The 25,930-nt window shown below is 58.6% G+C and carries 25 protein-coding genes and 1 pseudogene; 19 read left to right on the top strand and 7 right to left on the bottom strand.

The features are described from left to right. Positions 1-3 precede the first annotated feature (3 nt). The 3 genes from hemE to MWR57_RS13845 all read right to left on the bottom strand — a co-directional run bounded on the left by hemE (position 4) and on the right by MWR57_RS13845 (position 3,521). Entirely contained in the window at positions 4-1,041 is a 1,038-nt protein-coding gene (hemE, locus tag MWR57_RS13855) for a uroporphyrinogen decarboxylase (RefSeq protein WP_423125416.1), read from the bottom strand. Positions 1,042-1,045: 4 nt separating this feature from the next. Further along, positions 1,046-2,116: a radical SAM protein gene (locus MWR57_RS13850; RefSeq protein ID WP_423125415.1), complete on the bottom strand. Its 1,071-nt coding sequence runs from the start codon at positions 2,114-2,116 to the stop codon at positions 1,046-1,048. An 85-nt stretch (positions 2,117-2,201) separates the two neighbouring features. Next, entirely contained in the window at positions 2,202-3,521 is a 1,320-nt protein-coding gene (locus tag MWR57_RS13845; RefSeq protein ID WP_423125414.1) for a PhoH family protein, read from the bottom strand. A 235-nt stretch (positions 3,522-3,756) separates the two neighbouring features. Between MWR57_RS13845 and MWR57_RS13840 the strand changes: the two genes are divergently transcribed. The 14 genes and pseudogenes from MWR57_RS13840 to MWR57_RS13775 all read left to right on the top strand — a co-directional run bounded on the left by MWR57_RS13840 (position 3,757) and on the right by MWR57_RS13775 (position 16,425). Beyond that, positions 3,757-5,448, top strand: a complete 1,692-nt coding sequence (locus MWR57_RS13840; protein WP_423125413.1) for an NAD+ synthase — start codon at positions 3,757-3,759, stop codon at positions 5,446-5,448. Further along, positions 5,445-7,217 carry a hypothetical protein gene (locus MWR57_RS13835; protein WP_423125412.1) on the top strand — a complete coding sequence of 591 codons (1,773 nt, stop codon included), beginning with the start codon at positions 5,445-5,447 and terminating at the stop codon, positions 7,215-7,217. Before MWR57_RS13840 ends, MWR57_RS13835 begins: the two co-directional genes overlap by 4 nt. Before the next feature lie 50 nt (positions 7,218-7,267). Further along, a complete protein-coding gene (locus MWR57_RS13830) occupies positions 7,268-8,533 on the top strand; it encodes a PDZ domain-containing protein (RefSeq protein ID WP_423125411.1) in 1,266 nt (421 codons plus the stop codon). A gap of 76 nt (positions 8,534-8,609) precedes the next feature. Then, entirely contained in the window at positions 8,610-9,584 is a 975-nt protein-coding gene (locus MWR57_RS13825; protein ID WP_423125410.1) for a hypothetical protein, read from the top strand. A gap of 150 nt (positions 9,585-9,734) precedes the next feature. Continuing rightward, positions 9,735-10,874: a PDZ domain-containing protein gene (locus tag MWR57_RS13820; RefSeq protein ID WP_423125409.1), complete on the top strand. Its 1,140-nt coding sequence runs from the start codon at positions 9,735-9,737 to the stop codon at positions 10,872-10,874. Between the two features lie 221 nt (positions 10,875-11,095). Then, positions 11,096-11,821, top strand: a complete 726-nt coding sequence (locus MWR57_RS13815; protein ID WP_423125408.1) for a tetratricopeptide repeat protein — start codon at positions 11,096-11,098, stop codon at positions 11,819-11,821. A gap of 179 nt (positions 11,822-12,000) precedes the next feature. Continuing rightward, positions 12,001-13,329, top strand: coding sequence for a hypothetical protein (locus tag MWR57_RS13810; protein ID WP_423125407.1), 1,329 nt, complete (start codon positions 12,001-12,003; stop codon positions 13,327-13,329). A gap of 82 nt (positions 13,330-13,411) precedes the next feature. Beyond that, complete coding sequence (locus MWR57_RS13805; RefSeq protein ID WP_423125406.1) at positions 13,412-13,669, top strand: type II toxin-antitoxin system RelE family toxin; 258 nt, start codon at positions 13,412-13,414, stop codon at positions 13,667-13,669. Beyond that, entirely contained in the window at positions 13,653-14,018 is a 366-nt protein-coding gene (locus MWR57_RS13800) for a helix-turn-helix domain-containing protein (protein WP_423125405.1), read from the top strand. Before MWR57_RS13805 ends, MWR57_RS13800 begins: the two co-directional genes overlap by 17 nt. Before the next feature lie 7 nt (positions 14,019-14,025). Continuing rightward, positions 14,026-14,300: pseudogene (locus MWR57_RS14470) on the top strand (HigA family addiction module antitoxin); the annotation flags it as partial. A 30-nt stretch (positions 14,301-14,330) separates the two neighbouring features. After that, complete coding sequence (locus MWR57_RS14465; protein WP_479723982.1) at positions 14,331-14,585, top strand: helix-turn-helix domain-containing protein; 255 nt, start codon at positions 14,331-14,333, stop codon at positions 14,583-14,585. A gap of 111 nt (positions 14,586-14,696) precedes the next feature. Beyond that, positions 14,697-15,002, top strand: coding sequence for a monooxygenase (locus MWR57_RS13785; RefSeq protein WP_423125403.1), 306 nt, complete (start codon positions 14,697-14,699; stop codon positions 15,000-15,002). A gap of 95 nt (positions 15,003-15,097) precedes the next feature. After that, positions 15,098-16,117: an aldo/keto reductase gene (locus MWR57_RS13780; protein WP_423125402.1), complete on the top strand. Its 1,020-nt coding sequence runs from the start codon at positions 15,098-15,100 to the stop codon at positions 16,115-16,117. Positions 16,118-16,122: 5 nt separating this feature from the next. Then, complete coding sequence (locus tag MWR57_RS13775) at positions 16,123-16,425, top strand: DUF167 domain-containing protein (protein ID WP_423125401.1); 303 nt, start codon at positions 16,123-16,125, stop codon at positions 16,423-16,425. Positions 16,426-16,605: 180 nt separating this feature from the next. Here MWR57_RS13775 and MWR57_RS13770 read toward each other — a convergent pair whose 3' ends face one another. Both MWR57_RS13770 and MWR57_RS13765 read right to left on the bottom strand, forming a co-directional pair. Then, complete coding sequence (locus tag MWR57_RS13770) at positions 16,606-17,208, bottom strand: CAP domain-containing protein (protein WP_423125400.1); 603 nt, start codon at positions 17,206-17,208, stop codon at positions 16,606-16,608. A gap of 207 nt (positions 17,209-17,415) precedes the next feature. Further along, positions 17,416-18,798 (bottom strand): MFS transporter, encoded by a 1,383-nt coding sequence (locus MWR57_RS13765; RefSeq protein WP_423125399.1) that lies wholly within the window; start codon positions 18,796-18,798, stop codon positions 17,416-17,418. Positions 18,799-19,242: 444 nt separating this feature from the next. Here MWR57_RS13765 and hisD point away from each other — a divergent pair, with 444 nt between their 5' ends. From hisD to aat, 5 genes are all read left to right on the top strand, one after another. Continuing rightward, positions 19,243-20,553, top strand: coding sequence for a histidinol dehydrogenase (gene hisD, locus MWR57_RS13760; protein WP_423125398.1), 1,311 nt, complete (start codon positions 19,243-19,245; stop codon positions 20,551-20,553). Between the two features lie 154 nt (positions 20,554-20,707). Beyond that, positions 20,708-21,079 (top strand): response regulator, encoded by a 372-nt coding sequence (locus MWR57_RS13755; protein WP_423125397.1) that lies wholly within the window; start codon positions 20,708-20,710, stop codon positions 21,077-21,079. A gap of 6 nt (positions 21,080-21,085) precedes the next feature. Then, positions 21,086-22,525: an HD-GYP domain-containing protein gene (locus tag MWR57_RS13750; RefSeq protein WP_423125396.1), complete on the top strand. Its 1,440-nt coding sequence runs from the start codon at positions 21,086-21,088 to the stop codon at positions 22,523-22,525. A 32-nt stretch (positions 22,526-22,557) separates the two neighbouring features. Then, the gene (gene can / locus MWR57_RS13745; RefSeq protein ID WP_423125395.1) at positions 22,558-23,187 is read left to right on the top strand and encodes a carbonate dehydratase; all 630 of its coding nucleotides are present in this window, start codon (positions 22,558-22,560) and stop codon (positions 23,185-23,187) included. A 61-nt stretch (positions 23,188-23,248) separates the two neighbouring features. After that, a complete protein-coding gene (gene aat / locus MWR57_RS13740) occupies positions 23,249-23,932 on the top strand; it encodes a leucyl/phenylalanyl-tRNA--protein transferase (protein ID WP_423125394.1) in 684 nt (227 codons plus the stop codon). Between the two features lie 92 nt (positions 23,933-24,024). Here the strand turns inward: aat and MWR57_RS13735 are convergent, their stop codons facing one another. Both MWR57_RS13735 and MWR57_RS13730 read right to left on the bottom strand, forming a co-directional pair. Next, on the bottom strand, positions 24,025-24,891 hold the full coding sequence (locus MWR57_RS13735) for a glutamate--tRNA ligase family protein (RefSeq protein WP_423125393.1): 867 nt from the start codon (positions 24,889-24,891) through the stop codon (positions 24,025-24,027). A gap of 165 nt (positions 24,892-25,056) precedes the next feature. Continuing rightward, positions 25,057-25,875 (bottom strand): DUF3786 domain-containing protein, encoded by an 819-nt coding sequence (locus MWR57_RS13730; protein ID WP_423125392.1) that lies wholly within the window; start codon positions 25,873-25,875, stop codon positions 25,057-25,059. Positions 25,876-25,930: the final 55 nt, after the last annotated feature.

Here is a 25,930-nt window from a genome sequence, read left to right as displayed (position 1 = left end):
CGCTTATCCTTTTCTGCTCAGCCGATGCACCGCCTCGACAAAGAACCTGGCCTGTTCCGGCGGGATCTCGGGGACGATGCCGTGACCGAGGTTGAAGATATGGCCCCGCGCGCCCTTGGCCTGATCGAGGATGTTCTGGATCAGTTTTTCCATCTTGGCCGGCGGCAACAGCAAGGCGATGGGGTCCATGTTGCCCTGGAGCGACACCCGTTGCCCCACCACCTTCACCGCCTCGTCAAGCGTAATCCGCCAGTCGAGCCCCAGCACGTCGGCCCCGCTCTCCAGCGACTGGGGCAGCAGGGTCGCGCCGTTGTTGGCGAAATAGATGATGGGCACGGTCACGCCGTCCGCCCTGAGGGCGGCGATGATCCGTTTCACATACGGAATGGCGAACTCGGCAAAATCATTGGGCGCCAGCACCCCGGCCCAGGAGTCGAAGATCTGCAACGCCTGAGCCCCGGCTGCGGCCTGGGCCTTGAGGTACAGGGTGGTGCAGTCGGTGATCTTGTTCAGCAGATCAGCATACAGCGCCGGATCGGTGTACATCATCTTCTTGGTCAAAAAGTAGTTCTTGGACGAGCCGCCCTCGATGAGATAGGTGGCCAGGGTGAAGGGCGCCCCGGAAAACCCGATGAGCGGCACCCTGCCGGCCAGCTCCCGGCGCAGGATGCGGATGGTCTCCATGACATAACCAAGCTCCGCTTCGGGGTCGGGCACATGCAGCTTCTCCATCCCGGCCCGGTCCCGGATCGGCTCCAGGAAAACCGGCCCCCGCTTTTCGTGGAATTCCAGGGGGGCGCCCATTTTTTCCAGGGGCACCAGAATATCGGAAAAAAGGATGGCCGCATCGACCCCCAGGATATCCACGGGCTGGATGGTCACCTCCGCCGCGGCCTCCGGGGTTTTGCACATCTCCAGAAAGGTGTATTTGCTGCGGACCGCGTGGTACTCGGGCAGATAACGGCCCGCCTGGCGCATGAGCCACACCGGGGTATATTCGGTCTTCTCACCGCGACAGGCCTTCAAAAAGGTATCGTTCATTCTTTCATTTCTCCTCAGTTCTCATCTTGAGCGGTATGTAGGTGCAGTAAGGCTCCTCGGCCATGTAGTCGCCGGTCACCGCATAGGCCCTGGCCCGGCATCCCCCGCAAACATTGACATACTCGCAGGAGCCGCAGCGCCCCTTGTACGCCTTGAAATTGCGCAGATCGTGAAAAAGCTCCGAATGCTCCCAGATCTCCTTGAAGGATTTCTCGCGGATGTTGCCGGCGGCCATGGGGAAATAGCTGCACGGCAGCACATTGCCGTCCACATCGATCAGGGAGATGAGCTGCCCGGCCAGACACCCCTTGGAGCCGCCCGTTGAAAACTGCAGGGTCCGGCGCTCATAGTCATCGCCCTGCTCCTTGGCCTGCTGGAGCACGACCCGGTAATAGTTGGGGGCGCAGGTGGGCCGGACCAGGATATCCTTTTCCCTCTTTTCCATCTCGTAATGCCAGACCAGGAGCTTTTCGTAATCCTCAGGGGCGATCAATTCATCCATGATATCCTCGCCCCGGCCGGTGGGCACGATCATGAACATGTACCAGGCCGTGGCGCCAAGCTCCTTGGCCAGATGGTAGATCTTGGGGATCTCCTCCTGATTGCGCTTGGTAAAGGAGGAGTTGATCAAAAAGGAAATCCCGTTCTCCTTGAAGAGCTTTGCCGCGTTGAGGGTGCCGGCAAAGGCGCCGGGCTGGCAGCGAAAATCGTCGTGCACCTCGGCGCTGGCGCCGTCCAGGCTGAGCGATACCATTTTGATCCCGGCAGCCTTGATCTTGACGCAGATCTCCTGGGTCACCAGGGTGCCGTTGGTGGCCAGACACATCCGCAGCCCCAGGTCGGTTCCATATTGGGCGATCTCGAACACATCGGGCCGCAGCAGCGGCTCGCCGCCGGAAAGCACCACCACCGGCTTACCGTAGGAGGCGATATCGTCGAGCACCCGTTTGGCCTCGGCCAGGGTGAAATCGGGGTGCCCTTTTGCCTCAAGCCCGGAGGAGGAGCGGCAATGCACGCACTTGAGATTGCAGCGCCTGGTGATCTCCCAGGCTATCCATTTTGGTTCAAATTCCACGGGTGGACCTCGCAACGTTGAAGACTAAAAACAAACCGGCAGGTTGAAATACTATAGTCAAAGCCGACAAAAGAACAAGCAGGTGCTACAAAAAATCGGCGGCTATCGCGGCAAGAAGGCTCCGCTCGCTTTTGAGCAGGGTAATGTGCCCGTGAATCTTCTGCTGTTTCAACCGTTCCACCGCATAGGTCAGCCCGTTGCTGCTGGTGTCGAGATAGGGATTGTCGATCTGGTAGGGGTCGCCGGTGAGCACCATCTTGGTTCCTTCCCCGGCGCGGCTGATAATGGTTTTCACCTCATGGGGCGTCAGGTTCTGGGCCTCGTCCACGATCACGAACTGCCTGGGGATGGAGCGGCCCCGGATATAGGTCAAGGCCTCCAGCTCCACCACATGGGCCTGGAGGAGCTTGTCCACCTTCTGCTTGGCCGATTCGTCCGTTTCGTGCTCCTTGCGCCTGGTGCCGTCGGCCATCAGATAGGTAAGGTTGTCGAAAATGGGCTGCATCCAGTGGGCCAACTTTTCATCCTTGTCGCCGGGCATGTAGCCCAGATCCTTGCCCAGCGGGATGATGGGCCGGGAAACCAGAATCCGGTCGTAGCGCTTGAGGGAGAGCACGCATTCCAGGGCCGCGGCCAGGGCCAGCAGGGTCTTGCCGGTGCCCGCCTGCCCCACCAGGGTCACCAACTGGATGGCCGGGTCCATCAGCAGCTCAAAGGCCATGCGCTGCTCCTTGCTGCGCGAACGGATGTTCCAGACCGTTTCGTATTCCTCCTGCAAGGGGACCAGCATCTCGTTCTCCCGGGCGCGGGTCAGGGCGGTGTGCTTTTCATCGTTTTCATCGCGCAGGAGAACAAACTCGTTGGGCATCAGATTGAGGCCCTCGCTGGACACCTCTTTCTTCTGATAGAATTCGTCGATCACACTCCCCGGCACCAGCAATTCCCGCTGGCCCCGGTACAGCTCGTCGATATTGACCTTCTGTTTCTCGAAATCCATCACCTCGATGCCGATGGCATCGGCCTTGAGCCGGGCATTGATGTCCTTGGAAACAAAGATGACCTTTTCCCCTTTTTGCAGAAGGGTGAAGGCCACGGCCAGGATCCGGTTGTCCGCCACATGCATGTCCAACCCGGTGTCGACACATTGGCCCTTTTCCATGTAAATCCACAAAGCGCCGCCGCCCTCCATGGGCACCCCTTCGCCGAGCTTGCCTTTCTGGCGCAGCGCGTCGAGCTGGCGGATCACATGCCGGGCATTGCGGCCCAATTCGTCGTTATGGCTCTTGAACTTGTCCAGCTCTTCGATGACCGACATGGGCAAAACCACGGTGTTGTCGGCGAAAGAGGTGATGGAATCGGCATTGTGCAAGAGAACGTTGGTATCGAGAACAAAGTATTTTTTCAAGGAGACTCCTGATTGAGGGAAAGCGGCGGCCGGAGATGGCCAGCCGGCAGGGGTTGTCCGCGTAAGGGCGGCCATGCGGTTTCAGGCAAATCGTTGCGGCACAATACCCCTGCCCATGGGCGTGTCGAGAACGGCTCTTAGCTTAGCCAAACAAACCATTCCTTGGCAAGCAAAATGATGGGCGGACAACGGTGGGACGGACCTTTTTCCATCCCCTTTCCCAAGGGAGTATGCTATGATGGCGGCCATGAAAATCGCCCTCATCCAATACAATCCGGTTATCGGCGACTTTGCCGGAAATATCGCCCGGATCGCGGACTGGCTGAAAAAAGCCAGGGCCGCGGACTGCCAGCTTGCCATCCTGCCGGAGCTTGCCGTCAGCGGCTATCCGCCCCAGGATCTGCTTGAGCGCCCCGCCTTTCTCGACGATCAGGACCGGGCCTTTGCCCAGATGGTGGCAACAGCCCACGGCATCGGCATCGGCGTGGTCTGCGGCCTGGTCACCCGCAACCCCACCCCCATGGGCAAACCCCTGCACAACAGCGGGGTGCTCTTTGCCGACGGCGAGGTACTGTTCACCACCCACAAGCAGCTCCTTCCCACCTACGATGTCTTTGACGAGGCCCGCTATTTCGAGCCGGGCAGCGGCAGCGGAACCTTTCGCTACCAGGGGCTGCGCCTGGGCGTCACCATCTGCGAGGATATCTGGAACGACACCAGCCTCTTTCCCCACCCCCTCTATGCCACCGATCCGGTGGCTGCCATGCTGGCCCAGGCCGACACCCCCGTGGACCTGCTGATCAACCTGGCAGCCTCGCCCTTCAATCTGGGCAAGGGCGGTATCCGGCACAAGATCTTCGCCAACCTCTGCCAGCGCCACGCTCTTCCGCTCATCTACGTCAACCAGGTGGGCGGCCAGGACTCCCTGATCTTTGACGGCGGCAGCGTCGCCCTGGATAAACACGGCGCGGTTGTAGCCCAAGCCGTCCGGTTTGCCGAAGACCTGGTGGTGGTCGACACCGCAACCTGGCAAGGGGAGATCCACGGTGCGCCCGGCAGGGCCGAGGCGGGGCAGGAAACCGGCGAGGTCTGCGAGGCCCTGGTGCTGGGCACCCGCGACTATGTGACAAAATGCGGCTTTTCCAAGGTGGTCATCGGGTTGTCCGGCGGGGTGGATTCGGCCCTGACCGCGGCCATTGCCAGCCGCGCCCTGGGGCCGGAAAACGTGCTGGGGGTGGCCCTGCCCTCGCCCTACTCCTCGCCGGAAAGCCTGGAGGATGCCGAACAGTTGGCCAAAAATCTGGGGATCGATTTTACCGTTCTGCCCATCACCGGTCTGTTCGAAGCCTATCTCGCCGCCTTGGCCCCAGTCTTTGCCGGGGCTGCGGAAGATGTCACCGAACAGAACATCCAGGCCCGCATCCGGGGCAATCTGCTCATGGCCATTGCCAACAAGCAGAGGCGACTGCTGCTCTCCACCGGCAACAAGAGCGAAAACGCCGTGGGCTACTGCACCCTGTACGGCGATATGAGCGGCGGGTTGGCCGTGATCTCCGACGTGCCCAAGCAACTGGTCTACGGTCTGTGCCGGCATCTCAACCAGAGCCGGGAGATCATCCCCTTTCGCACCATCGACAAGCCCCCCAGCGCCGAGCTGGCCCCCAATCAACGCGACGAAGACGACCTGCCGCCCTACCCGGTGCTGGACGCGATCCTGGCCGCCTATCTGGAAGAGCATCGCTCCATCGGTGAGATCGTGGCCATGGGCTTTGCCCGCCCAATGGTGGAAGACGTGGTCCGCCGCATCCGGATCAACGAATACAAACGCAAACAAGCCCCCCTCGGCCTCAAGGTCACGACCAAGGCCTTCGGCCAGGGCCGCCGTTACCCGACGGCCGAGGGCTACCGGGAAACCGTCCTGCCATGAAGCTCCCTTCCTTCTCCCCGCGCTGGCTTCTTTTCTCCCTGCTCCTGGTGGTGCTGGCCCTGGTGGTCCGCGAGAACCTGACCAAAAGACCGGACAAACTCTACCAACTGGTCAACGGCCAGGTGGAGATGTGCCTCTCCTGCCACAAGGAGGAAAAGCTCGACCCGGCCCATGGCCGGGAGGTGCTGGGCTGCTCGTCCTGCCATCTCGGCGATCCGCTGGCCATCGACAAGAAGGGGGGGCACAGGGGCATTGTCAAGAACCCCGGCGACCTGCGGGTGGTGGAAAAAACCTGCGGGGTCGAAGGATGCCACGCCCAGGATGTCAAAAAGGTGAAAAACTCGCTCATGGCCACCAACCGGGGCATTCTCGCCACCCTGCTCCACTACTGGGGCGAGGCCCCGGATCAAAACGGCGCCTTCTCGGTGGAGGAACTGATCAAAACCGGCAAGACCTCGCTGGCCATCGACTATTACCGCAAGCTCTGCGCCACCTGCCATCTCTGGAAGGAAAAAGGCGACCTGGAGGGGTTCTTCGGCGAGAAGGGCGGCGGCTGCACGGCCTGCCATTACACCCGGCCCCAGGCGCCTAAAGCCATCCGGCCCTGGGAAACCTTTTTCCGGTTCGGACAGGACAAAAAAAAGCCGCACCCGCTCATTAACAAAAAGGTGCCCATGGAAAATTGCATCCGCTGCCATAACCGGAGCGGCAGGGTGGGCACCTCCTTCATCGGGGTCTACGAGGGAGAGAGCTACGGCACCCCCTACGAACACGGCGGGCCATCGAAAAAAGAGCTGCCCGGCGACCGCTACTATCTCGATCTGCCCGCGGACATCCACCACCAGCAGGGCATGGCCTGCATCGACTGCCACACCCGCGACGAGATTATGGGCGACGGCACCAATTACGCCCATTACGAGCAGGCGCTGGAGATCTCCTGCGAGCTTTGCCACACCAACAACGGTGCGCCCGGGACAACCAGAAAAAATAAAAAGATGAACAATATCAAGCAGGAACCCGATGGCCGCTTCGTGCTGACCGGGAAACTCGACGAGAAAAAACATCCCCTCAACCCGCCCAAGGCAGGGATCTGCGACTACCAGGGCCACAAACGCATGGGCTGCGCCTCCTGTCATTCCAGTTGGATTCCGCAATGCTACGGTTGCCACGCCAAGCGGGACATGCGCGACACCCATCTCGACAAGCTGACCGGCAAGGAAACCGATGGCTGGTGGGAGGAAGGCCGCTCCTACCTCCGCTACGAAAAACCCATGCTGGCCGTGTGGAAGGATAAGATCGTCACCGTCACCCCCGGTTGCCAGGATGTCGTGACCCTCATCGACAAACAGGGCAAACCGGCAGGCTCCTTCAACTCGCTGACCATGGCGGCCTTAAGCCCCCACACCACCCAAAAGGCGGGCCGCGCCTGCGCCGACTGCCACACCTCCACCAAGACCGTGGGACTGGGCGAGGGCACGGCCTGGAAGGAAAAGGGGCAGTGGCGTTTCAGCGGGGTTGATCAGGGGCTGCAAACCGAGGCAGGCCCGACTCCGCCGCTGGACGGCTATGTGGATATCGAAGGCAAGCCGCTGCAGAAAAGCGCCCGGCCCGACCTGCGCCCCTTCAACAAGGGAGAGCTGGCCCGCATCCTGCGGGTGGGGCAATGTTTGCCCTGCCACAAGGACTACAGCGACAAGATTTACACCAATTACACGCCCGAGCGGAAATGCCCGGTGTTTGACGAGGAGTCCGGAACCACGAAACGATAATCCCGTGGCGCAGCCACTATGCCTTTAAGTACCAACCCCGGAGGAGCACAATGCGCAATCCCATCTTCTTGTGGAGCATAGCCACCCTTTTGCTGGCCGGATGCGCGGTGGAACAGCCACCCGCGCCGCAGTCCCTTGCCCAGAATGCGACCACGCCAAGCGCCAGGGCACAGGCGGCGCCAAATCCGGTGGCGCCGACCGCCCCGGCCCATACTGCTGCGCCGCAACCAACGGTAGTGCAAAAACCCCGCGCCACCGGCACGCCGGAAGATGCCCGGCGCCATATGCTTCGCGGCATGGCCGCCATTGAAATAGCCAAATCCAATGATGACCTGGCCCTGGCTGAAGACGAGTTCCGCATGGCCACCGAGATTGCCCCGCAGATGGCCATTGCCTGGTTCAACCTGGGCAAGGCCCAGACCCAGTTGGGACGCAATGACGAGGCCATGGCCAGCTTTCGCCAATACCTGACCCTTGCCCCAGACGCCAAGGACGCGCAAAGTGTGCGCGATGAAATTGTCAAACTCGAATTCCGGAGGGAATTGGCAGCCAAGGCCCAGGCGCGGGTGGGACTCTGGGTGGGACAGGACGGTTCCTTGTACCGCCTGACGCTCAACGGCAACCGGCTGACCCTTAAAACCGACGAGCGGCGGGTGCCGGAAGACGAAGTGCGCTCCACCTATTCCCTGGTCGGCGATGTCCCGGTTTTGGGGTACTCCCCGGCGGAATACCAGCTTACCCTGCAGGGCAACCGTCTCGCCGGCACCTGGAGCCGTGGAGGTCTGCGCGCGGACAAATGCATGATCCCCCCGGACACCTCGGAGGCCACCGGCGAACTGAACGACCGCGAGGGCAAGATCGTCCTGCACCATGAGAGCACAAGCTACCAGGCCTCCACGCAAATGTCCCTTCTGGGCGACGACAGTTGCGGCGGCGTCGTTGCCGTCGGGAAGAAAACAGCGGAAGATACGCTCTACGGCCCCCTCGGAAAAGGCGGCCTGGGCGTGGCACTCTATGGACTCACCTTATGGTGGGATGGCGGTTTCTCCATGGTTCAATACGGCTGGCAGGGACGCTTGAAAGTGCGCGTGCAGCCGGGAACCCCGGCCTTTGAGGCGGGATTGCGCGACGAGGATGAAATACTGGCCATAGACGGCGTGGCAGTCAAAAGCCTTTCCGCAGGCCAAGCCGTGATGCGGCTGCGCGGCGAGCCTGGGAGCACCGTCACTCTGGAGCTCTGGCGGAAAGGCAACCCAACCCCCTTTACCCTCGCCATCCAGCGCATCGATGTCTCTTCGCTACAAGCCAAGCAATGATGCGCCAGGAATACTGATTGAACTGAATAGCCGCACTCTTCGTATCAATTTGGAAACAGCGGGAGGAAAAAATCGTATGTCTCGGATGAAAACGCTCTTGGGATTCACTCTGTCTCTTTCCATCATGGCCGCTTTGCCGGGCTGCGCGCCCATGGGTTCCGGAGGGAGCCAGCCCAAAGACGTTATCCCGGCAGGGTACACCTATCACCCCACGCCCAGGCCAGAAATTGTAAGCCCTGAGGCGGCGAAGAAGGATCTGGCCGCGCTGCTGGCCAGCAGCAAAAACCCCGGCATCAAATACCATGGGCAACCCGGCCTTAACAATGAAGCCAATAAGGAGGCGTTAGAGGCATTCATCCGGGGCAAAAGCGGCCCGATCGCCTTCTGGTACGACCCGCAGAACGAACTCCTGTTCATGGCCTTTTCCGGCAGTAGCGCCCTGGAGGACCGGATCGAGGTGCACCCCCGTATCCTCTTTTTCTATGCCGATCTCTTGGACCAGCCCATCGTGGTTATAAAAACAACGGAATTTCCCGCCCATGGCCTCCATGTTGTGGGAGAGAGCCTGGAAGGGATTGTGCGCCCCTATAAAATCCATTTTCCGGGGCTGATCTCCTTTGTCTTCGAAGACCTGCCTGAGGCGCAACGGTTTGCCGACGACCTCTTTGTTATCCAGCAGGCGTTGCAGAAGAATCGTGACGAACGACTCGCCCTTTTTCAGGCCAAGGCGGCCCAATATCGCGGGATGAAGGTCAAACCGCCGGTGTCGGAGGAGCAGCGGAAATACATCGTGCAGGCCAATGCGGCGAACGTGCAGAAGGATTATGCCGGGGCCATCGATCTGTACAACAAGGTCATCGACGTCGATCCGGTTTCCTACCCGGAGGCGTACTTCAACCTGGCCCTGCTCTCGGCCCAGACACAGCGGTTCAAGACGGCCATCGCGTACATGAAACAGTATCTCCAATTGGTGCCGGACGCCAAGGACGCCCGCAGCGCGCAGGATAAGATCTACGAGTGGGAATTCCTGCTGCAGAAAAAGGGACGATAACAAAAAGTATGAAACAGTATCTGCTTTTGGTGCCGGACGCCAACGATGCCCGCGCTGCTCAAGCCAAGACCTACGAATGGGAACTGAAATAGAGCCACACACCCTGCGCCTCTCACGCTAACGTCCCTTTATATCTCCGGGAGTAGACATATGCACCGAGCTTATTTTTCTTTGCTGCTTACGATTTCCCTTGTCGCAGCCTTGACGGCGCCAGCCTTGGCCCAGAGCAATACCGAGGATGCCCACACATACATGGTGCGCGGCATGGCTGCCGTGGAAATGGCGAAGAGCAATGACGAGTTGGCGGCAGCCGTCAAGGAGTTCAAGAAGGCCACCGAGATTGCCCCCACTTTGGCGCCCGCCTGGTACAATCTGGGGTTGGCACAGTCCAAGATAGGGCAACTGAAGGATGCCATTGCAAGCTATCGCAAATACCTTGCAATGGCGCCGAAGGCAACTGACAGCCAGAAGGTCAAGGACGAGATCATCAAACTGGAATATCGGCTCGAACAGATAGAGCAGATTAACGCCTTTTCTGGAGAATGGGTGTCAGCCGACGGCATATCGGCCTCTATCGTTGCTGACGGAAACAAATTGACGATCACAATGAATACCACTGTTACATTTGCCGGCGGCACCGAGGCCTGGATTTATGATGATCCAATTCCCTCTCCCAACGTATACGACAGCAAAAGTCTTACCTTTCACCTTGAGTCGAGGGGGAGCAAGTTGCTGGGAACGCTTGAGTCGCCGGAGATACCTCCTTTCACGACGGGAGCATGCTCCCTGCCCCCCGAAAAAAACCAGGCCGAAGGAACGTGGGAGAATGGCCGCATTGTGCTCAAATCGAACGTGATGAAATTTAAAGTGATCATGAACAGCAATGACAGCCTGTTTGCCGGCCCGAAAGTGCGTTGTGACGGGATTGCAGCAATCGGCACCATGCCGTTTGCGCTCGCCCTCTTCGGGCCATTAGGTACAGGGGGAATTGGCGCCGTGGTCTCTTCCGGTGCGTCGGGTGGCCTGATGGTTACAGAGGTAATTGCGGGGGCGTCGGCTGAACAGGCGGGGCTGAGGAAAGGAGACGAAATTATTGCCGTCGATGGAACCGAATTGTCTCTTCTCAAGGGAGATGGAGAAAAACTCATGAAGCTACGCGGGCAACCGGGAAGCATGGTGCAACTGGTTGTGAACCGGGGACAGGAAAAGACCGATAGTTCTCCAGCAACGGAAAGAGGGAATACGCTTACCCTTTCTGTCGCTCGGGTGGATATTTCAGCTCGGAAATAGGAAAATCAACGCCGAAAAAGAAGCGATTGCCCACAGCGCCCGGGAGAAGATTTACGAAGGGAAGCCTTGATGAAACAATAAGCGTCGTGAATATCCATCATGATGCCATTTGCAAAAGAAATTGTACGGAAGAGGAACCGGTTATGAGGTATCAGGCCAAAACTGTTCTCGTTTTCAGTAGTTATATTATGCTCATGGTTATATTAACAGGATGTGCAGGAGTGGGCAAGGTAGCTTATCGCCCTGTTCCTCGGCCGGATATGACCTGTGCCGTTGCCGTGGATGATATTCTGAACGCTGCACGCGCCGGCAAGATATATACGGCGACAGGACCGTTTACACCCGTGCGTCACATTACCAACATCATTGTTAATGAAAACGGGACGGTAAGGTGGGAGCTTACCCCTGAACCGGGCCTTCCCCGTGCTTTCGACATGTCCTTGTTAGCGCCCAGGCAGGATTTCGCTGTCAATGAGTGGGGGCCGAGCTGGGCAATCACACTTCCCGGTTTCATGATCGCAGGAAATCTGCCGAACTTAACAAAGGTCGCAGACGACCTTTATGTTATCCAACAAAGCATGGAGAACCTGCCGGAGAAACAGGATAAGGAGCTTGCTCTTTTCCAGACAATCGCCGCCAAATATCGAGCCCTTACCATCAAGCCCCCGGTGTCGGAAGAGCAGAGAAAATTTGTCGTGCAGGCCAATGCATTCAACGAACGCAAGGAGTATACGAAGGCGATTGATCTATACCAGAAGGCCATCGAGGTGGACCCGGTTTCCTACCCGCCCGCCTATTTCAATCTGGCCCTGCTCTCCGCGCAGATGCAGTGGTTCAAGTCGGCAATCCGGTATATGAAACAGTATCTTCTCTTGGTCCCGGACGCCAAGGACGCCCGCAGCGGACAGGACAAGATCTATGAATGGGAAGCCATGGTGGACAAGTAACACGGGACGGGACTCGCACGATGAACATACAAGTAAAACATTTTTTTGAGCATCTTCTGATTTTCTGTTGCGTGCTCTTGCCCCTGCCGGTTTTGGCAGGTCCGGCGCTTGATTGCGAAGGATCGGCCAAAGCGTATGCGCTGCAGGGAATACCGTGCACCTGTGTAAATGGACAAATCGTGTGCGATAAACCTGCCGGGGGGCACAAAACCAAGAAGCATGGCGTTACATCCGGAGACATCAATGCCATGGTCGTGGGCACCATCTTCCAGGGGTTGCTGACCTCCATGTTCGCGCCCCCCACCAGCTCGAACAATGCGCAGGAAGCCCTTGCCGCCCAGCAAAAAGCCGCCGCCCTTGCCGCCCAGCAGGCGGCAGAACTCCAGCGCGCCCAGGAGGCAGCCTTCCAGGCCGAACACAACAAGATGATGCAGTCGTTCAAGCAATTGGATGGTTCCCAGGGCGTGGCCTTCAAAAGTTTATCGGATGCTTCCCTTGCCTTTAAAACCCTGGACGATGACCCGGAATCCCTTGCCGCCGATGCCCGAAAACCCTTCGACACCGCCGCCGAGCCAAGCCCGCCCACCCCCTTCTTCGGGGACACCATGCCGCTCAAGGACATCCAATTTCTGGTCAACCCCGAGAATGACCCCAGGGTTGTCGATCTGCGAAACGCCACCGCCTATGTGGCCAAGAATTTAAAGAATGAGGGCGATGGCTCTGCTCCAGCCACGAAGCCGCGGGATGGAAAGGCTGACGGCAAGCCCATAATCAAGGCGCCGGACTGCGCAAAGCTGAACCAGAAATTACAGGGGTTCCTCACCCAGAGGGACAAGTTCCACAACACCATCACCATGGCGCAAGAACAGGTAACCACCTGGGAAACCGCCAACCGCAACGCCCTGCTCAATGCCGCCAAGGACGGCATCGAATACTTCACCGGACAGTTGCTGGAAGGGGTTGCCAATCGAGGCAAAGCGGCGGATCGGTTGCAGCATATTTACGAAAAAAATGCCGCGCAGATGGCGCAAGAGGGGGTGGATGTTGCCGCACTAGGGGCCAAGATACAACGGTTAAAAATGCTCTCTTCCGCAGGCAAAATCTCCGAACTCACCAGCAACATCCTCGATTGGCAAACATTCATCAAGGATGGGATGTCCGGCTTGATGTCACAGTTGACCTCCTCAAACCAGGAAGTCCACGCCCTGCTCGACGATCCGAAACTGCAAAAATATTTCGAAACAGAATCCCCGGAGCTGAAGGCCCTGCTCGACATTTCAAAAATAGCCGCTTCCAATAAGGTTTTCGGCAAATGGGTCGCGAAAAAAATCCCCCTCATTGCAGGGATCGAGCTTTCGATCAATCAATCCTACAACGGGCTGGATTGGCTTCTGAGCTTCAAACGCATGACCGAGGCCAACAAGATCAACGGCAAGGTTCTGGCTTCCGCCAGATCCCTGCAACAACATATTGATGATACCTCCTGGGCCTTGCGGGATTGTCCTTGAAGGAGAGAACGCCAGGAGAGCCCTCCTCTGCAAATGCTCCTCGCCAATTTGACAAAAACTTATAATTAACTTATATTCTAACATGTACAGCATTGAGTGGCAAAAGAAAGCCCGCAAGCAGCTTGACAAGATAGCCGACAGCGACACTCGCCGGGAAATCAAGAACGCGGTCGCCACTCTGGCCGATTTTCCAAGCGCCACGCAGGTAAAAAAGCTGGTCAACCACCGCCATGAATACCGCCTGCGCGTTGGCCGGTACCGGGTATTATTCGATGTCCTGGACGCCGTTCAGATTGTGTCCATCGAGGAGGTAAAAAAACGCGATGATCGAACCTACTAAAATCCAACCGATCTACCAAGGCGGGGTGCCTGCCTTCGTGGTTATCCCCTTTGCCGACTTCGCCCGCGAACATCCGAAAGAGGCGGCAGCCATAAAGCCGCTTCATCCGCGCATCCCCGAGGGAGACGCCGTGCCCCATGAAGTGGTGTCCATGCACATTGACCGGGACATCACCTACCTCCGCGCCTGGCGGGAATACCTGGGCCTCACCCAAGCCGAGGTTGCCGAACGGGCCGGGATCACCCAGGCCGCACTCTCCCAAATGGAATCGGAGGAAGCAAAGCTCCGCAAGGCCACACGGGAAAAGTTGGCGCAGGCCATGGGCTTGAACCCGGAACAAATTACTTAGAGCAACCATGAACAGACTGCCCAACATCCATCCCGGCGAGATACTTCGGGAAGAATTTCTCAAACCCATGGAGATCAGCCAATACCGGTTGGCCAAGGCCATCGGCGTTTCGGCCATGCGCATCAGCGAGATTTGCGCCGGAAGCGTTCGGTCACCGCCGACACCGCCCTGCGGTTTTCCCGCGCTTTCGGCACCACGCCGGGATTCTGGCTTGGCTTGCAGGCCGACTACGACACCGAGGAAGCTGAAAAAATAGCCGGTGAATCGCTTGCCCGCATCACGCCATGGCTGCGTGAGGGGCGAAAAAGCGCGATGAGCGAGGCTGCCCAGGTCAAACCCAAAACGCCACGCATCCCGGAAGGCGATTACATCCCCCACGAGGTGGTCGGCTTGCACGCGCAAGACGGCATCCCGTTCGCCCGCGCCTGGCGGGAATACCTTGGCCTCACCCAGGCCGAGGTTGCCGAACGGGCCGGAATCACTCAGTCCGCTCTCTCTCAAATGGAATCGGGGGAAGCAAAACTCCGCAAGGCCACACGGAAAAGCTGGCACAGGCCTTGGGCTTGAACCCGAAGCAGTTAACCTAGCTAACAAAGCCAGAGTTCATTAAAAACAGTGAAATGAGATATCCCTAACTTTCCCACACGGCGGATCGCCAATAACAATAAGAGGGCGCATATGGCAAAGTTATTACAAATAGATTTTCCATTCACCGGGCCTTTTGGACATCAAATGGCCGAAGCACTGAGAGAGCTTGCTATTTCTATAACCGAAGAGCCTGGGTTCATATGGAAAATATGGACAGAAAATGAAGATGAAAAAGAAGCTGGCGGTATTTACTTGTTTGAAACAGAAGAAACCGCGAAAGCCTATCTTGACAAACACGCTGCCAGGTTAAAAGGCTTTGGAGTCCCAGAAGTGCATGCCAAGATTTTTGATGTAAATGAAACACTTTCAAATATAACAAATGGACCCATCGGATAGTTTTGTCGAAGTGGCTAAGCAATACATGCTAACAGCGCGCGCCGTTAAACATAGCGCTGCCTCGGCATTGACAAACACAAATTACGACCACCCATATGCAATACAACTATATCGGAAAAAGCGGCCTGCGAGTCTCCAACATCTGCATGGGGACCATGACCTTCGGGAAAAAATGCGATAAAAAAATATCGTTTGAAATTCTTGAGAAGGCCTATGCCAATGGCGTCAACTTTTACGATACCGCCGAAGTGTATCCCGTTCCGCCAACAGCGGAAACCTATGGGATCACGGAAGAGATTTTTGGGGAGTGGCTGGCCGGGAAGCCACGGGATGCAATTATCGTTGCCACGAAAGTCGCCGGAGCGGCCAATGGCTGGTTTGTCCCCCCGGTACGGCATGGGCTTACGGCCATCGATGCCTTCCATATCACCACCGCTGTTGAAGGGAGCTTGCGGAGACTCAAGACCGATTACCTTGATCTCTATCAGGTCCACTGGCCCGACACTGTGGTGCCCATTGAAGAGAGCCTCGAAGCGCTCGACCAGCTCGTCCGCAGCGGGAAGGTGCGCTATATCGGGACTTCAAACGAGAACGCCTACGGGTTGACCAAGGCCTTGGAGACCAGCCGTTACCGGGGCTTCAAGCGATTTGAGAGCATCCAGAACAATTTTTCCATGCTCAACCGGCGCTTCCTGGATGAAATCGCCATCGTCTGCAAAAAAGAGCAGGTCGGCCTGCTCCCCTTTTCGCCCTTGGCCGGCGGGGTATTGAGCGGCAAGTATAAGTCCGACCGCCACTGGGACGGCTTTCGCTTCGGGGATTACCTGAACAATCCTGATCCGAGGATGCAAGCGCAGGCTGGGCGATTTGCCGGGGACCGATCTATTGCAGCCGCACAAAAATATGCAGCCATCGCCATAAAACATGGGCTTGCTCCGGCAACCATGGCGGCGGCCTGGACGCTCAGTTTTGATTTTGTCCCCAGCACCATCGTTGGGGCAACGCATCCTTCGCAACTGGACGATACCCTCAGGGCCTCGGAAACCGTCCTTTCCCAAGAACTCCTGAAAGAGTGCGACAGCGTCAATCAAGAGATTCTGTACCCGATGGGATAAGAGCAATGACGCAAAGACCCTTTTACACTTGGGACGGCGCTGTTCTGGTCCTCAATATCCTCGGCACCCCCAATGCCAAGAAAGATGCCATCGGCAAGGTAAAGGGGCATCAACTCTGCGTCAGCGTCAAGGCCGTGCCGCGGGGTGGAAAGGCGACCGACTACATGGTGCGCTTTCTGGCGGAGGAGTTTGGTGTTGCGGTGCGTGATATTGAGGTCGTAACCGGCCGGATGAATGTCAACAAGGTGCTGAGGATCAAGTCTCCCCAGCGGCTGCCAGGGGTTATCGGGCAGCAGAAGTTGTTTTAGTCTCTTATTGATCCGGCGAGTAAATACGTCATGCCCGAATGCTTTCGTCGGGCATCCATCCCTCTGGATTCCCGCCTTCGCGGGAATGACGGCTTAGATATTTAACCACCGAAGCAATAGCATGAATGTCCCAACTTTTTTCCGCCTCTTTTCCCTTCGCTCACCAGCCGCGGCACGCACTCAACAAAAATTCTGGGTGATCAGCACCTTGCCGTCCTTCCTGATGGCGACGCCTATCCCCTCCCGCCGGTAGTGACGGGTCAGGATATTCTGCCGGTGGCTGGAGCTCGTCATCCATTGCCTGACTACGGCGGCGGCAAACTGCTCCTCCGCCTCCCCGGAGGTCATTGCCTGCCCCTTTCGATGCACGATGGCGCTGGAGAGATGATTATAGGCAATGTTTTCTCCTCCCAGATTGGTCCTAATGCCAAAGAAGAAACCCGTTCTGACGGCGCACTTGAATCCGGCCCGCCGGTAACGCTGGACGAAATTGCGGCCTTCCGGATCGATGTGGGAGAAAAAGTTCCGCGTCGCCATATCCTGGCTGTAATCGCGGGCGATCCGTTGCAGGGGTTGGCTCCATGCCAGAGTCGGCAGCCCTGCATTCTTTCGCTCCTGGTTGATCAGGTCATGGATTCTCATTTCCAGCCTGGCAACATCGATGGCGGGTTGTCCAGCGGAGCGCGATTCATTACGGGTCGCCGCGCTCGCGACTGGTCCGGCCAGCCAGCAAAAGCTGACCAGCACAAGAAGCATGGGGATACGGATTGTTTTTTTTCGCATGGCGGCCTGGGGGGTGCTGTTTTCTAAAACGGGATTACAACGTCTATCTATATTTTAACAGTAGCAAAAACGTTCCTCTTGGGCGAGTTGCGTTACACTTTTTCTTCACAAGGCCAGGTGAAGCCGTGTTCCGGGTCAATCGCCGTGAGCAGCCGCGTCGTGCCCTTTAAACCGGGGAGACTGGGGGCGTGTTTGGCCTCTCTCGATTCACCGACCATCCCCGCCTGTTTCCCCTCCCTTCTTTTCCCCAAACCCCAAGGTAATCCAAAAAACCCTGGCCAGAGAACGCAAGGGCTGGCTCGGCTGGATCAGATGCCGCAGCTCGTGCAGGGGCGGCTTGCCTTCTTCCGTCGACAGTCCGAACATGAAACCGGCAGCGGCCAAACCGATACAGCCGGCGATGAGAAAACAGAGGCGGAAGCCTGCCATCCCCCAATAATCAATGAGCAGCCCGGCCAAGATCGGTGGCAACCCGTTGGCGGTGGAGACCCCGAGGATCCAGAGACTGGTATAGGCCACCCTCCCCTCGTCGCGCACCCGGCGGAGCATGCCGCTGGCGCTGACCATGGTAAAGGCGGCATTGAAGATCGTGGTGAAAACGATGACCGGTACTGCCAGCAGCCCAGTTATCCGGCCACCCGGCAGCAGCCCCCACCAGCAAAAAGCCAGCAGCGCATGCGCACCCAGGAGCTGAATCATGGCCGGCACGCTGCCGAAACGGTCGGCGGCCCTGCCCCAGAAACGGACGGTACAGGCCACCCCGATCCCGCCTGCGGCAAAGAGCAGCATGATCTTGGTCTCGGAATAGAAGAGCATGTCGCGCAGATACATCACCGAAGCGGCATTGAGCCACATGACCGAACCGGTGCCAAGCATGGCGAGGACGAAAAAGCGGCGGTACTCTTGATCCGCCAGCGCCTGTCGCAAGGAGGGGCTCCGGCCGGAGAGTCTGAAATCCGTTACTGCGACACGCTCGCCGCCCGGGATCTTTCCGATAAGCTGCACGCTCCAAAAGCCTGCGCCGATGCCCGCCGCAGACAGGAGAAAAAAGCGGCTCAACCCCTGTCCCAATCCGAGGATCAGGGCCATGGCCAGGGCCAGGGCGATGATGATCAACTGGCTCATGGCGGCTTCGATGGAGAGGTAAGAACCGAGGAGCGGCCGGGGGACGATCTCGTGCAGCCACGGGTACCAGGCGCCCACGCCCACGGCCCGGATGAGGGAAAAAGCCAGAGTGGCGAAGAGCAGTACCTGCCAGCCTCCTGCCTCGCCCCAGCGGCTTATTGCCCAGGGGATAAAAAAAACCGACAGGGCCAGGACATTTCTGGCAAGCCAGGTCCACAGCAGCAGCCTTCGGGGGCCAAGCCACTCCACCAAAGGCACGGTGAACACCACCAGCAGCATGGAAATGGGGAGAAAGGAAAGCAGCAGCCCCACCCAGGCCGGGGGCATATTGAGGGCCCGGGCAAAGAGGACCATGGCCGGCCCGGCGATGCATTGCCAGGAAAAGACATTGACCGCCGTGAAGATCAGAAAAAGACGGGGCGGGCGGGGAAGCTCCCGCACCGCCGTAAGATATGCGCCAAACATGGATATGTCCTGTCAGTCGGTCATTCCCGCCGCATCGCACGAGGCGGCTTGGCTTCTTATAAAAGCGTTATTGTGCTTCGACAGGCTCAGCACGAGCGGAACAATCAATGATTTCAAGAAAAACACCGTTCGCCCTGAGCCTGTCGAAGGGCTATTAGCCCTTTGAGGAAAAAGCCTGCAAAGGCCCACATCTTCCAGCTTATCCGTTCCCCTGCCTCTTGGCAATGCCAAGCACGGCCGCGCAATCTTGGCTCCTTGTGCGAAGAGGACTTTTCTTCCCCTGTAATCGCTGGTATAGAGAGAATAGTATCCATGTGATGCCGTTCGGTCTGAGCTTGTCGAAGGGCTCATCGCGAACGGTATAATACTCTGACGGATTAACAAACCACGACGGACTGGCGCGAACCGCAATCTCCGCCTGCCGCTCAACAATAGAGGCAAACCATGATCATCACCCCCGTTTCCACCACCTCTGCCAAGGGCAAAGAGATCCTGGCCGGATTGCGCGACCGGTTCCAACTGGCCGACCCTGCCTGCCAACAGACCGTGACCGGAATCATCGCCGACATCCGCCAGCGCGGCGACGAGGCGCTGATCGAATACATCCGCAAGTTTGACGCGCCCGAGATGAGCGTCAAACACCTCCGGGTCAGCGAGGAAGAACTGCACGAGGCCATGGCCTCGGTGGATGAGGACTTCCTGGACACCCTGGAGCTTGCCATCGAGCGCATCTATACCTTTCACGAGCGGGAGAGGGAACAATCCTGGATGGTGACCCGGGAAGACGGCGCCATCACCGGCCGGCTCGTGCATCCGGTGGACTCAGCCGGGCTCTATGTACCGGGCGGTCAGGGCGGCAAAACCCCCCTGGTCTCCTCGGTGCTGATGAACGGCATCCCCGCGGCCATCGCCGGGGTGGAACGGCGGGTGATGATGACCCCGCCCGATGCAAACGGCACGATCAACCCGGCCCTGCTGGTGGCGGCCCAGGAGATCGGGATCACCGAGATCTACAAGGCGGGCAGCGCCTGGGCCATCGCAGCCCTGGCCTACGGCACCAAGACCATAGCCCCGGTGGACGTGATCGTCGGCCCGGGCAACCAGTATGTGACCGAGGCCAAGCGCCAGGTTGCAGGGAGGGTGCGCATCGACATGATCGCCGGGCCCAGCGAGGTACTGATCATTGCCGACGAAACCGGGGTGTCCTCCTACATCGCCGCCGACATGCTGGCCCAGGCGGAACACGACCCGCAGGCCCAAGCCATGTGCATCACCACCAGCGAGGAGCTGGCCGGACAGATCGTGGTGGAGCTCAAAAAACAACTGGCCAAGCTCTCCCGCTCCGAGATCGCCCGAAAATCCCTGAGCGAACGGGGGGTGATTTTGCTGGCCAAGGATCTGGAGGAAGCGATCCTGCTGGCCAACCAGATTGCCGCCGAGCATCTGGAGCTGATGGTGAGCGAGCCCTTTCTCTGGCTGACCCGTGTCCGCCATGCCGGGGCGATCTTTCTCGGCCGTCACACCCCGGAATCCGCCGGAGATTATCTGGCCGGCCCCAACCATGTGCTGCCGACCATGGGCACGGCCCGCTTCTCCTCGGCGTTGGGCGTGGAAACCTTCATCAAAAAATCCAGCCTGATCGCCTATTCCGAAGAAGCCCTCCAGGCGGACAGCGGCCATATCCAACTGCTCGCCAAACTGGAAGGCCTCACCGCCCACGCCAATTCCGTGGCCATTCGGACCGGAAAAAAATAGGCCGGCGTCCTCACAACAGCCTGAACTTCCCCGCCCAGCGCGGGCCAGACAGGGGCGGCCCATATTTTTTTTGCCTTCCCTCCGGGTTTAGGAGTATAGTACGCGCATTGTCCACCGGGGCCACATCCCCCTTACACGTTGCGAGTTATGCTTCATGTTTAAAACCATCCTCATAGTCGATGATTCCGCCATGATCCGGCGCATCGTCAGCCAGCTTGTCCAGCAACTGGGACACCGCTCCATCACCGCGGAAAACGGCCTCCTGGGTTACGAGCTGGCCGTCGAAGTCCAGCCGGACATGATTATCATGGACATCGAAATGCCGGTCATGGGTGGCTTTGAGGCAACTTGGCAGATCAAGGCGGACAAGCGCACCACCCATATCCCCGTGGCCTTCTTCACCGCTCTGGGGAGCGAAGAAAGTATTGAGCAGGCCAAGGAGGCAGGCGGCATCGGCTTTTTAAACAAGCCGATCTGCCGGGAAGAACTTTCCCAGGCCATCCGCGACATCCTCGGAACGAACTGACCTGCCATGGCCTCTATTCGGGACTATCTGTTCGACACCGCTTTTCTGGACCAATCAATCGACTATCTCGCCGAAGCGCACAACCTTGCCGTCACCGTGGTCGACAGCGAGGGGATGGCCGTGGCAAGCCGGCAACCCGAGGGGCACGACACCCCGGCCAGCCGCGCCTACCCCTTCCGCTTTCCCTCCAACATCGGCGGGATTGTCTGCGCCGCGCCAGACCCGGCTCGTCTTGACCAGGCCGAACCGCACATCCTCTATTGCCTTGCGGCCCTGAACAGCCAGCTCCTCCGGGAAACCGAGCTCCAGGAAACCACCGAGGAGATGCTGCAACTCGCCAGCCAGATGAACTTCCTGGTCAAGGTTGCCAAGAAGATCATCGGCATCGACGACCTGAAAAAATGCTACCAGATCATCCTGGAGGAAATCGCCACGGCAACCAAGGCGGACCAGGGATTTATCCAGACCAAGGGGAGGTGGGGAGAGGAAATCCGCGTCACCCACCGGATGACGGAAGAGGAAGTGGCCGCAAACCGGCAGAGCGCCAACCTGCAGCGCTCGGCCTCCGGCTCCACCATCATCTGCACCCGCGAGGACGGCGCCTCGCTGCTCTACTCGCCGATCAAGGAAAAAAAAGGGTTAAGCGGCCAGATGCTCTTTATCCGCACCGGCGACCACCGGGCTTTTTCCGCTTCCGAAAAACAGTTGGTCGGCATCATCGAAAACATCATCTCGCCTACCTTTGAAACCCTGCGCCTGTACGACAGCCTCCAGGATCTCTACCTGAACACGGTCAAGGCCCTGGCCGCGGCCATCGATGCCAAGGACGAGTATACCCACGGCCATTCCTTCCGGGTGGCCAAGTACGCCCTGGCCATCGGCGGGGAACTCGGCATCGACAGCCAGCAGCTCAACGACCTGGAAATCGCCGGGTACATGCATGATCTGGGCAAGATCGGCATCTCGGAACTTATCTTGAGCAAACCCGGCAAGCTCACCAGCGAAGAGTACTGCCTGATCCAGAAGCACCCGGTCTTCACCGACAAAATCCTCCAACCCATCAAGCTGCCAGCCCATATCCTCGATGGCGCGACCCAGCACCACGAACGCATGGACGGTACCGGCTACCCCCTCGGCCTGGCAGGCGCCGACATCTCCCTGTTCGGCCGGATCATCGCGGTGGCGGATGTCTTCGACGCCCTGACCTCCAAACGCCCCTACCGGGACGCCCTGCCCGTCGAAGAGGCCCTCCGGACGCTGTGCGAGGGAATCGACACGCTGTTTGACCGCGAGATGATCCTCGCCTTCATCTCGGCCCTGCGTTCGGATCGAAGCAAGGAGGTGCTGGGCGCGATCAACATCGTCCTCAGGCACGACGATCTCCAGAACTTAAACCAGTTTCTCATCGAGTTGACCGCCTTCGCCATGAACGCCAATCGAAACTGATCACCTCCACTGACCGCACCTCAAGGAAATCCATGCAGGTTTTGAAGCATCTTTTCGATAACAACAAGAGCTGGGCAGCCGCCATCAAAAAGGCTGACCCGGATTTTTTCAGCAAACTCTCAAGCCAGCAACGGCCCGAGTACCTCTGGATCGGCTGCGCCGACAGCCGGGTGCCTGCCAACGAAATCGTCAACATGCTGCCGGGCGAGATCTTCGTGCACCGCAACATCGCCAACGTGGTGGTCCACACCGACCTCAACTGCCTCTCGGTGATCCAGTACGCGGTGGATGTGCTCAAGGTCAAGCACATCATCGTCTGCGGCCACTACGATTGCGGCGGCATCACCGCCGCCCTGGAAAACAGCGAGCACGGCCTCATCGACAACTGGCTGAGACACATCAAGGACGTGTACCGGTTTCACCAGAAAGAAATCGATGCCCAGCCCAGCGAAAAGGAAAAGCTCGACCTGCTCTGCGAATTGAACGTGGTTGAACAGGTGGCCAACGTCTGCCATACGACCATGGTGCAGAACGCCTGGAAGTCCGGGCAGGAGCTGGCGGTGCACGGCTGGATCTACCGGGTGAGCGACGGCATCCTTCGGGATCTCAATGTTTGCACCACCGGCATCCACGAGATCCCCCGCATCCAGCGGATCGCCTGAACATGCCTGCCGAGGGCCCCTCCCTCTTGGCCTTTTTCCTTATCCATCCGCAGCCAATCCCATGCCTGTCTTCCAACTGAGCGACAGCCTGCTTTTTCCGCCTCCGGCCCTGGCCGAGGAAGACGGCCTGCTGGCGGTGGGCGGCGACCTTTCCGTGGCGCGGTTGCTGCTGGCCTACCGGCAGGGCATCTTCCCCTGGTACTCCCCCGGCGAACCGATCCTTTGGTGGTCGCCCAATCCGCGCCTGGTCCTGTTTCCCGAAGAATTTCATCTGTCCAAACGGCTGGGACGCACCATCCGGCAGCAGGTGTTTCGCCTCACCTTTGACACGGATTTTTCCGGGGTTATTCACCAGTGCGCCCATCTCCGGCTTGAAGAGGGAGAGGGAACCTGGCTCAGTGCGGAGATGATCGAGGCGTATCAGAATTTGCATGCCCTGGGTCATGCCCATTCGGTGGAATGCTGGCAGGGGGGAAAACTGGTCGGCGGGTTGTACGGCGTTTCCTTGGGCGCGGCCTTTTTCGGGGAATCCATGTTCAGCCTGGTGCGCGACAGCTCCAAGGTAGCCTTGGCCGGACTGGTTGAGCGGCTGAAGGGTTGGAAATTCGAGCTGATCGATTGCCAGGTCGGCACCGGGCATCTGCAGAGGCTGGGAGCCAGGGAGATTCCCGGGGAGGAGTTTTCCAGTCGGCTGGCCCGGGCAGTGGCCAAGCCGAGTCGGCTGGGCCCATGGAGTACTCTCTGAAAAAGATGGGGAGAATCTTAGCGTAGTTTCCTTTTTCTTCTTTTGCGTGCCCAAAAGAAGAAAGAGAGCCCTGGCCTACCGGATGAATCCAATCAAGAAATTTCCCTAAACCTGAGAAGCAAATCCTCAAGGGTAACGATCCCATCCGGCTCAATCCCCACCTGCCGTGCCACCTCCTGATACACTGGAACCGGGGAAAGCTTTTTCTCCCGCAGGGCTGCCAGGGACAAAGCGTTGTCCGACTTGGAGAGCTTCCTGCCGTCTTCACCCAGCACCAGGGGATGATGGAGAAAGGTTGTTTCCGCGAAAAAATTATTCCCATGCAACCCGGCAAGAAAAAGCTGGGCCGCAGTGGAAGGCAATAAGTCCTGGCCGCGGACAATGAGATTGATCCGGTCATCCAGATCATCGACCAGGCTGACCAATTGGTAAGCAGGCAGGTCCTCTTTCCGCCAGAGAACAAAATCCCCCATCGTGTTGCAGAGCGCGACCTCCTGCCCTTCCACCCGAAACACGCTCCCCTCCGGCACCCGCACCCGTTGCGCCTCCCCTGCCGTAAACGCTCCGGCGCGGTCCCGGCAGAAACCAGGATACACCCCATCCGGCGCGAGTTGCCTGATCGTGCTGCGCGAGCAGTTGCAGGGATAGAGATGCCCCAACCGCCCCAGCTCGGCCAGAAAGCTCCGATACCGCTCCTGCCTAAGCTGCTGGGAAAACCGGGAGCGAAAGTCGTCCGGGCCCGTCGGCCCCTCATCCCAGGTGATTTTGAGCCAATCGAGCTGACGGAAGATATCCTCAAGATATTCCGGCTTGGCGCGAAGGCAATCGGCATCATCGATGCGCAAGCGTAGCGTTCCGCCTGCCTTGCGCACCATCAGCCAGGTGAGAATAAAATTTACCGCGTTGCCAAGATGGAGCAGGCCGCTGGGGGTCGGTGCAATGCGGGAACGGATCGTCATGTTCATTCTCCGGACCGAAAGAGGAGCTAAAACGAACTGATTACTGCCCCCCCCCGTAAACGGCCATCGGGTGGTGCAGATGCGCGGAAGAGGTCTGCGAAGTGTGCTATCGCACACGAGCAGGCCGATGACAAAGCAGATGCGGTGCCCGAGATGGCCGTTTACTCAGAAAAGCTTGCCGTCCCGGCTGTGCCTTAGAATAAGCTGGCGAAACATCTCGATGATGCCCCGGGCAAGCAGATTGATGGATTGGGCGTTGATGTTCTCCGCGGCCGAGCGGTCGAGCAGAATGTTCAATTTCGAGGCAAACCCCTCTTCCGGCTCCCAGTAATTAATCAGGAAAGGCACCTTGGGCAGAGGCAGGATTTGGAGCGAATGGTCCGCGCCGCCAGACAGGACAACAGGCTGTGCTCCGAACAGATGGAACATTTCAAAAATCAGGGAGCAATGGGCATCGGCCAAATGGCGCAGAGGCTCTTCGCAGCGGTGGCTGAAATACTGGCTCCATTCGGCCGCCCCGGGCAAGGTGGCGTAGGGAACCCACTCGCCCTGCGGCTCTGTGCCCTTGCAGAGGATCACATAGTAGAGCAGAGGCACATAGATCCAGTGGTTGAGATGGCAGTCGGAGATCATCTCCCCGGAAGGGGTGATGCAAAAATCCTTGCCCAGGCAGTTGATGGCCAGATTGCCCTCCACCAGCCGCGCCCCGAGCCGTGGCGCCAAAGAAGAAAAATCAAGAAGAGCCACCTGCCGCCGCAGCTCCTGGATGGCCTGCTGGTGGTCATCTTCCAGGGAGCGGCGCCGGACGATCCTCTGGCCCAACTGGGTGACGACCGCCGGGTCCAGATACGGACACGCAGCCAATTGCTTTTGCCCTTGGAGCACCGAGGCGGCAAAGGCCATACATGAAGGAACCCCGCACTGGCCGCAGTTTGACTTGGCCAGGGCCGCATAGATCTCCAGGGGATTTTTCAGTTCGGACATGGTTCACATTCTCCCATAAAAAAAGAGGCCCGCAGGCCTCTTTTTTCACCTGCAC

This window comes from Hydrosulfovibrio ferrireducens (assembly GCF_046883345.1).
In the GTDB taxonomy this organism is placed as follows: Bacteria; Desulfobacterota; Desulfobulbia; order Desulfobulbales; family Desulfurivibrionaceae; genus Thiovibrio; species Thiovibrio ferrireducens.
This window is presented reverse-complemented; position numbering and strand designations above follow the sequence as displayed.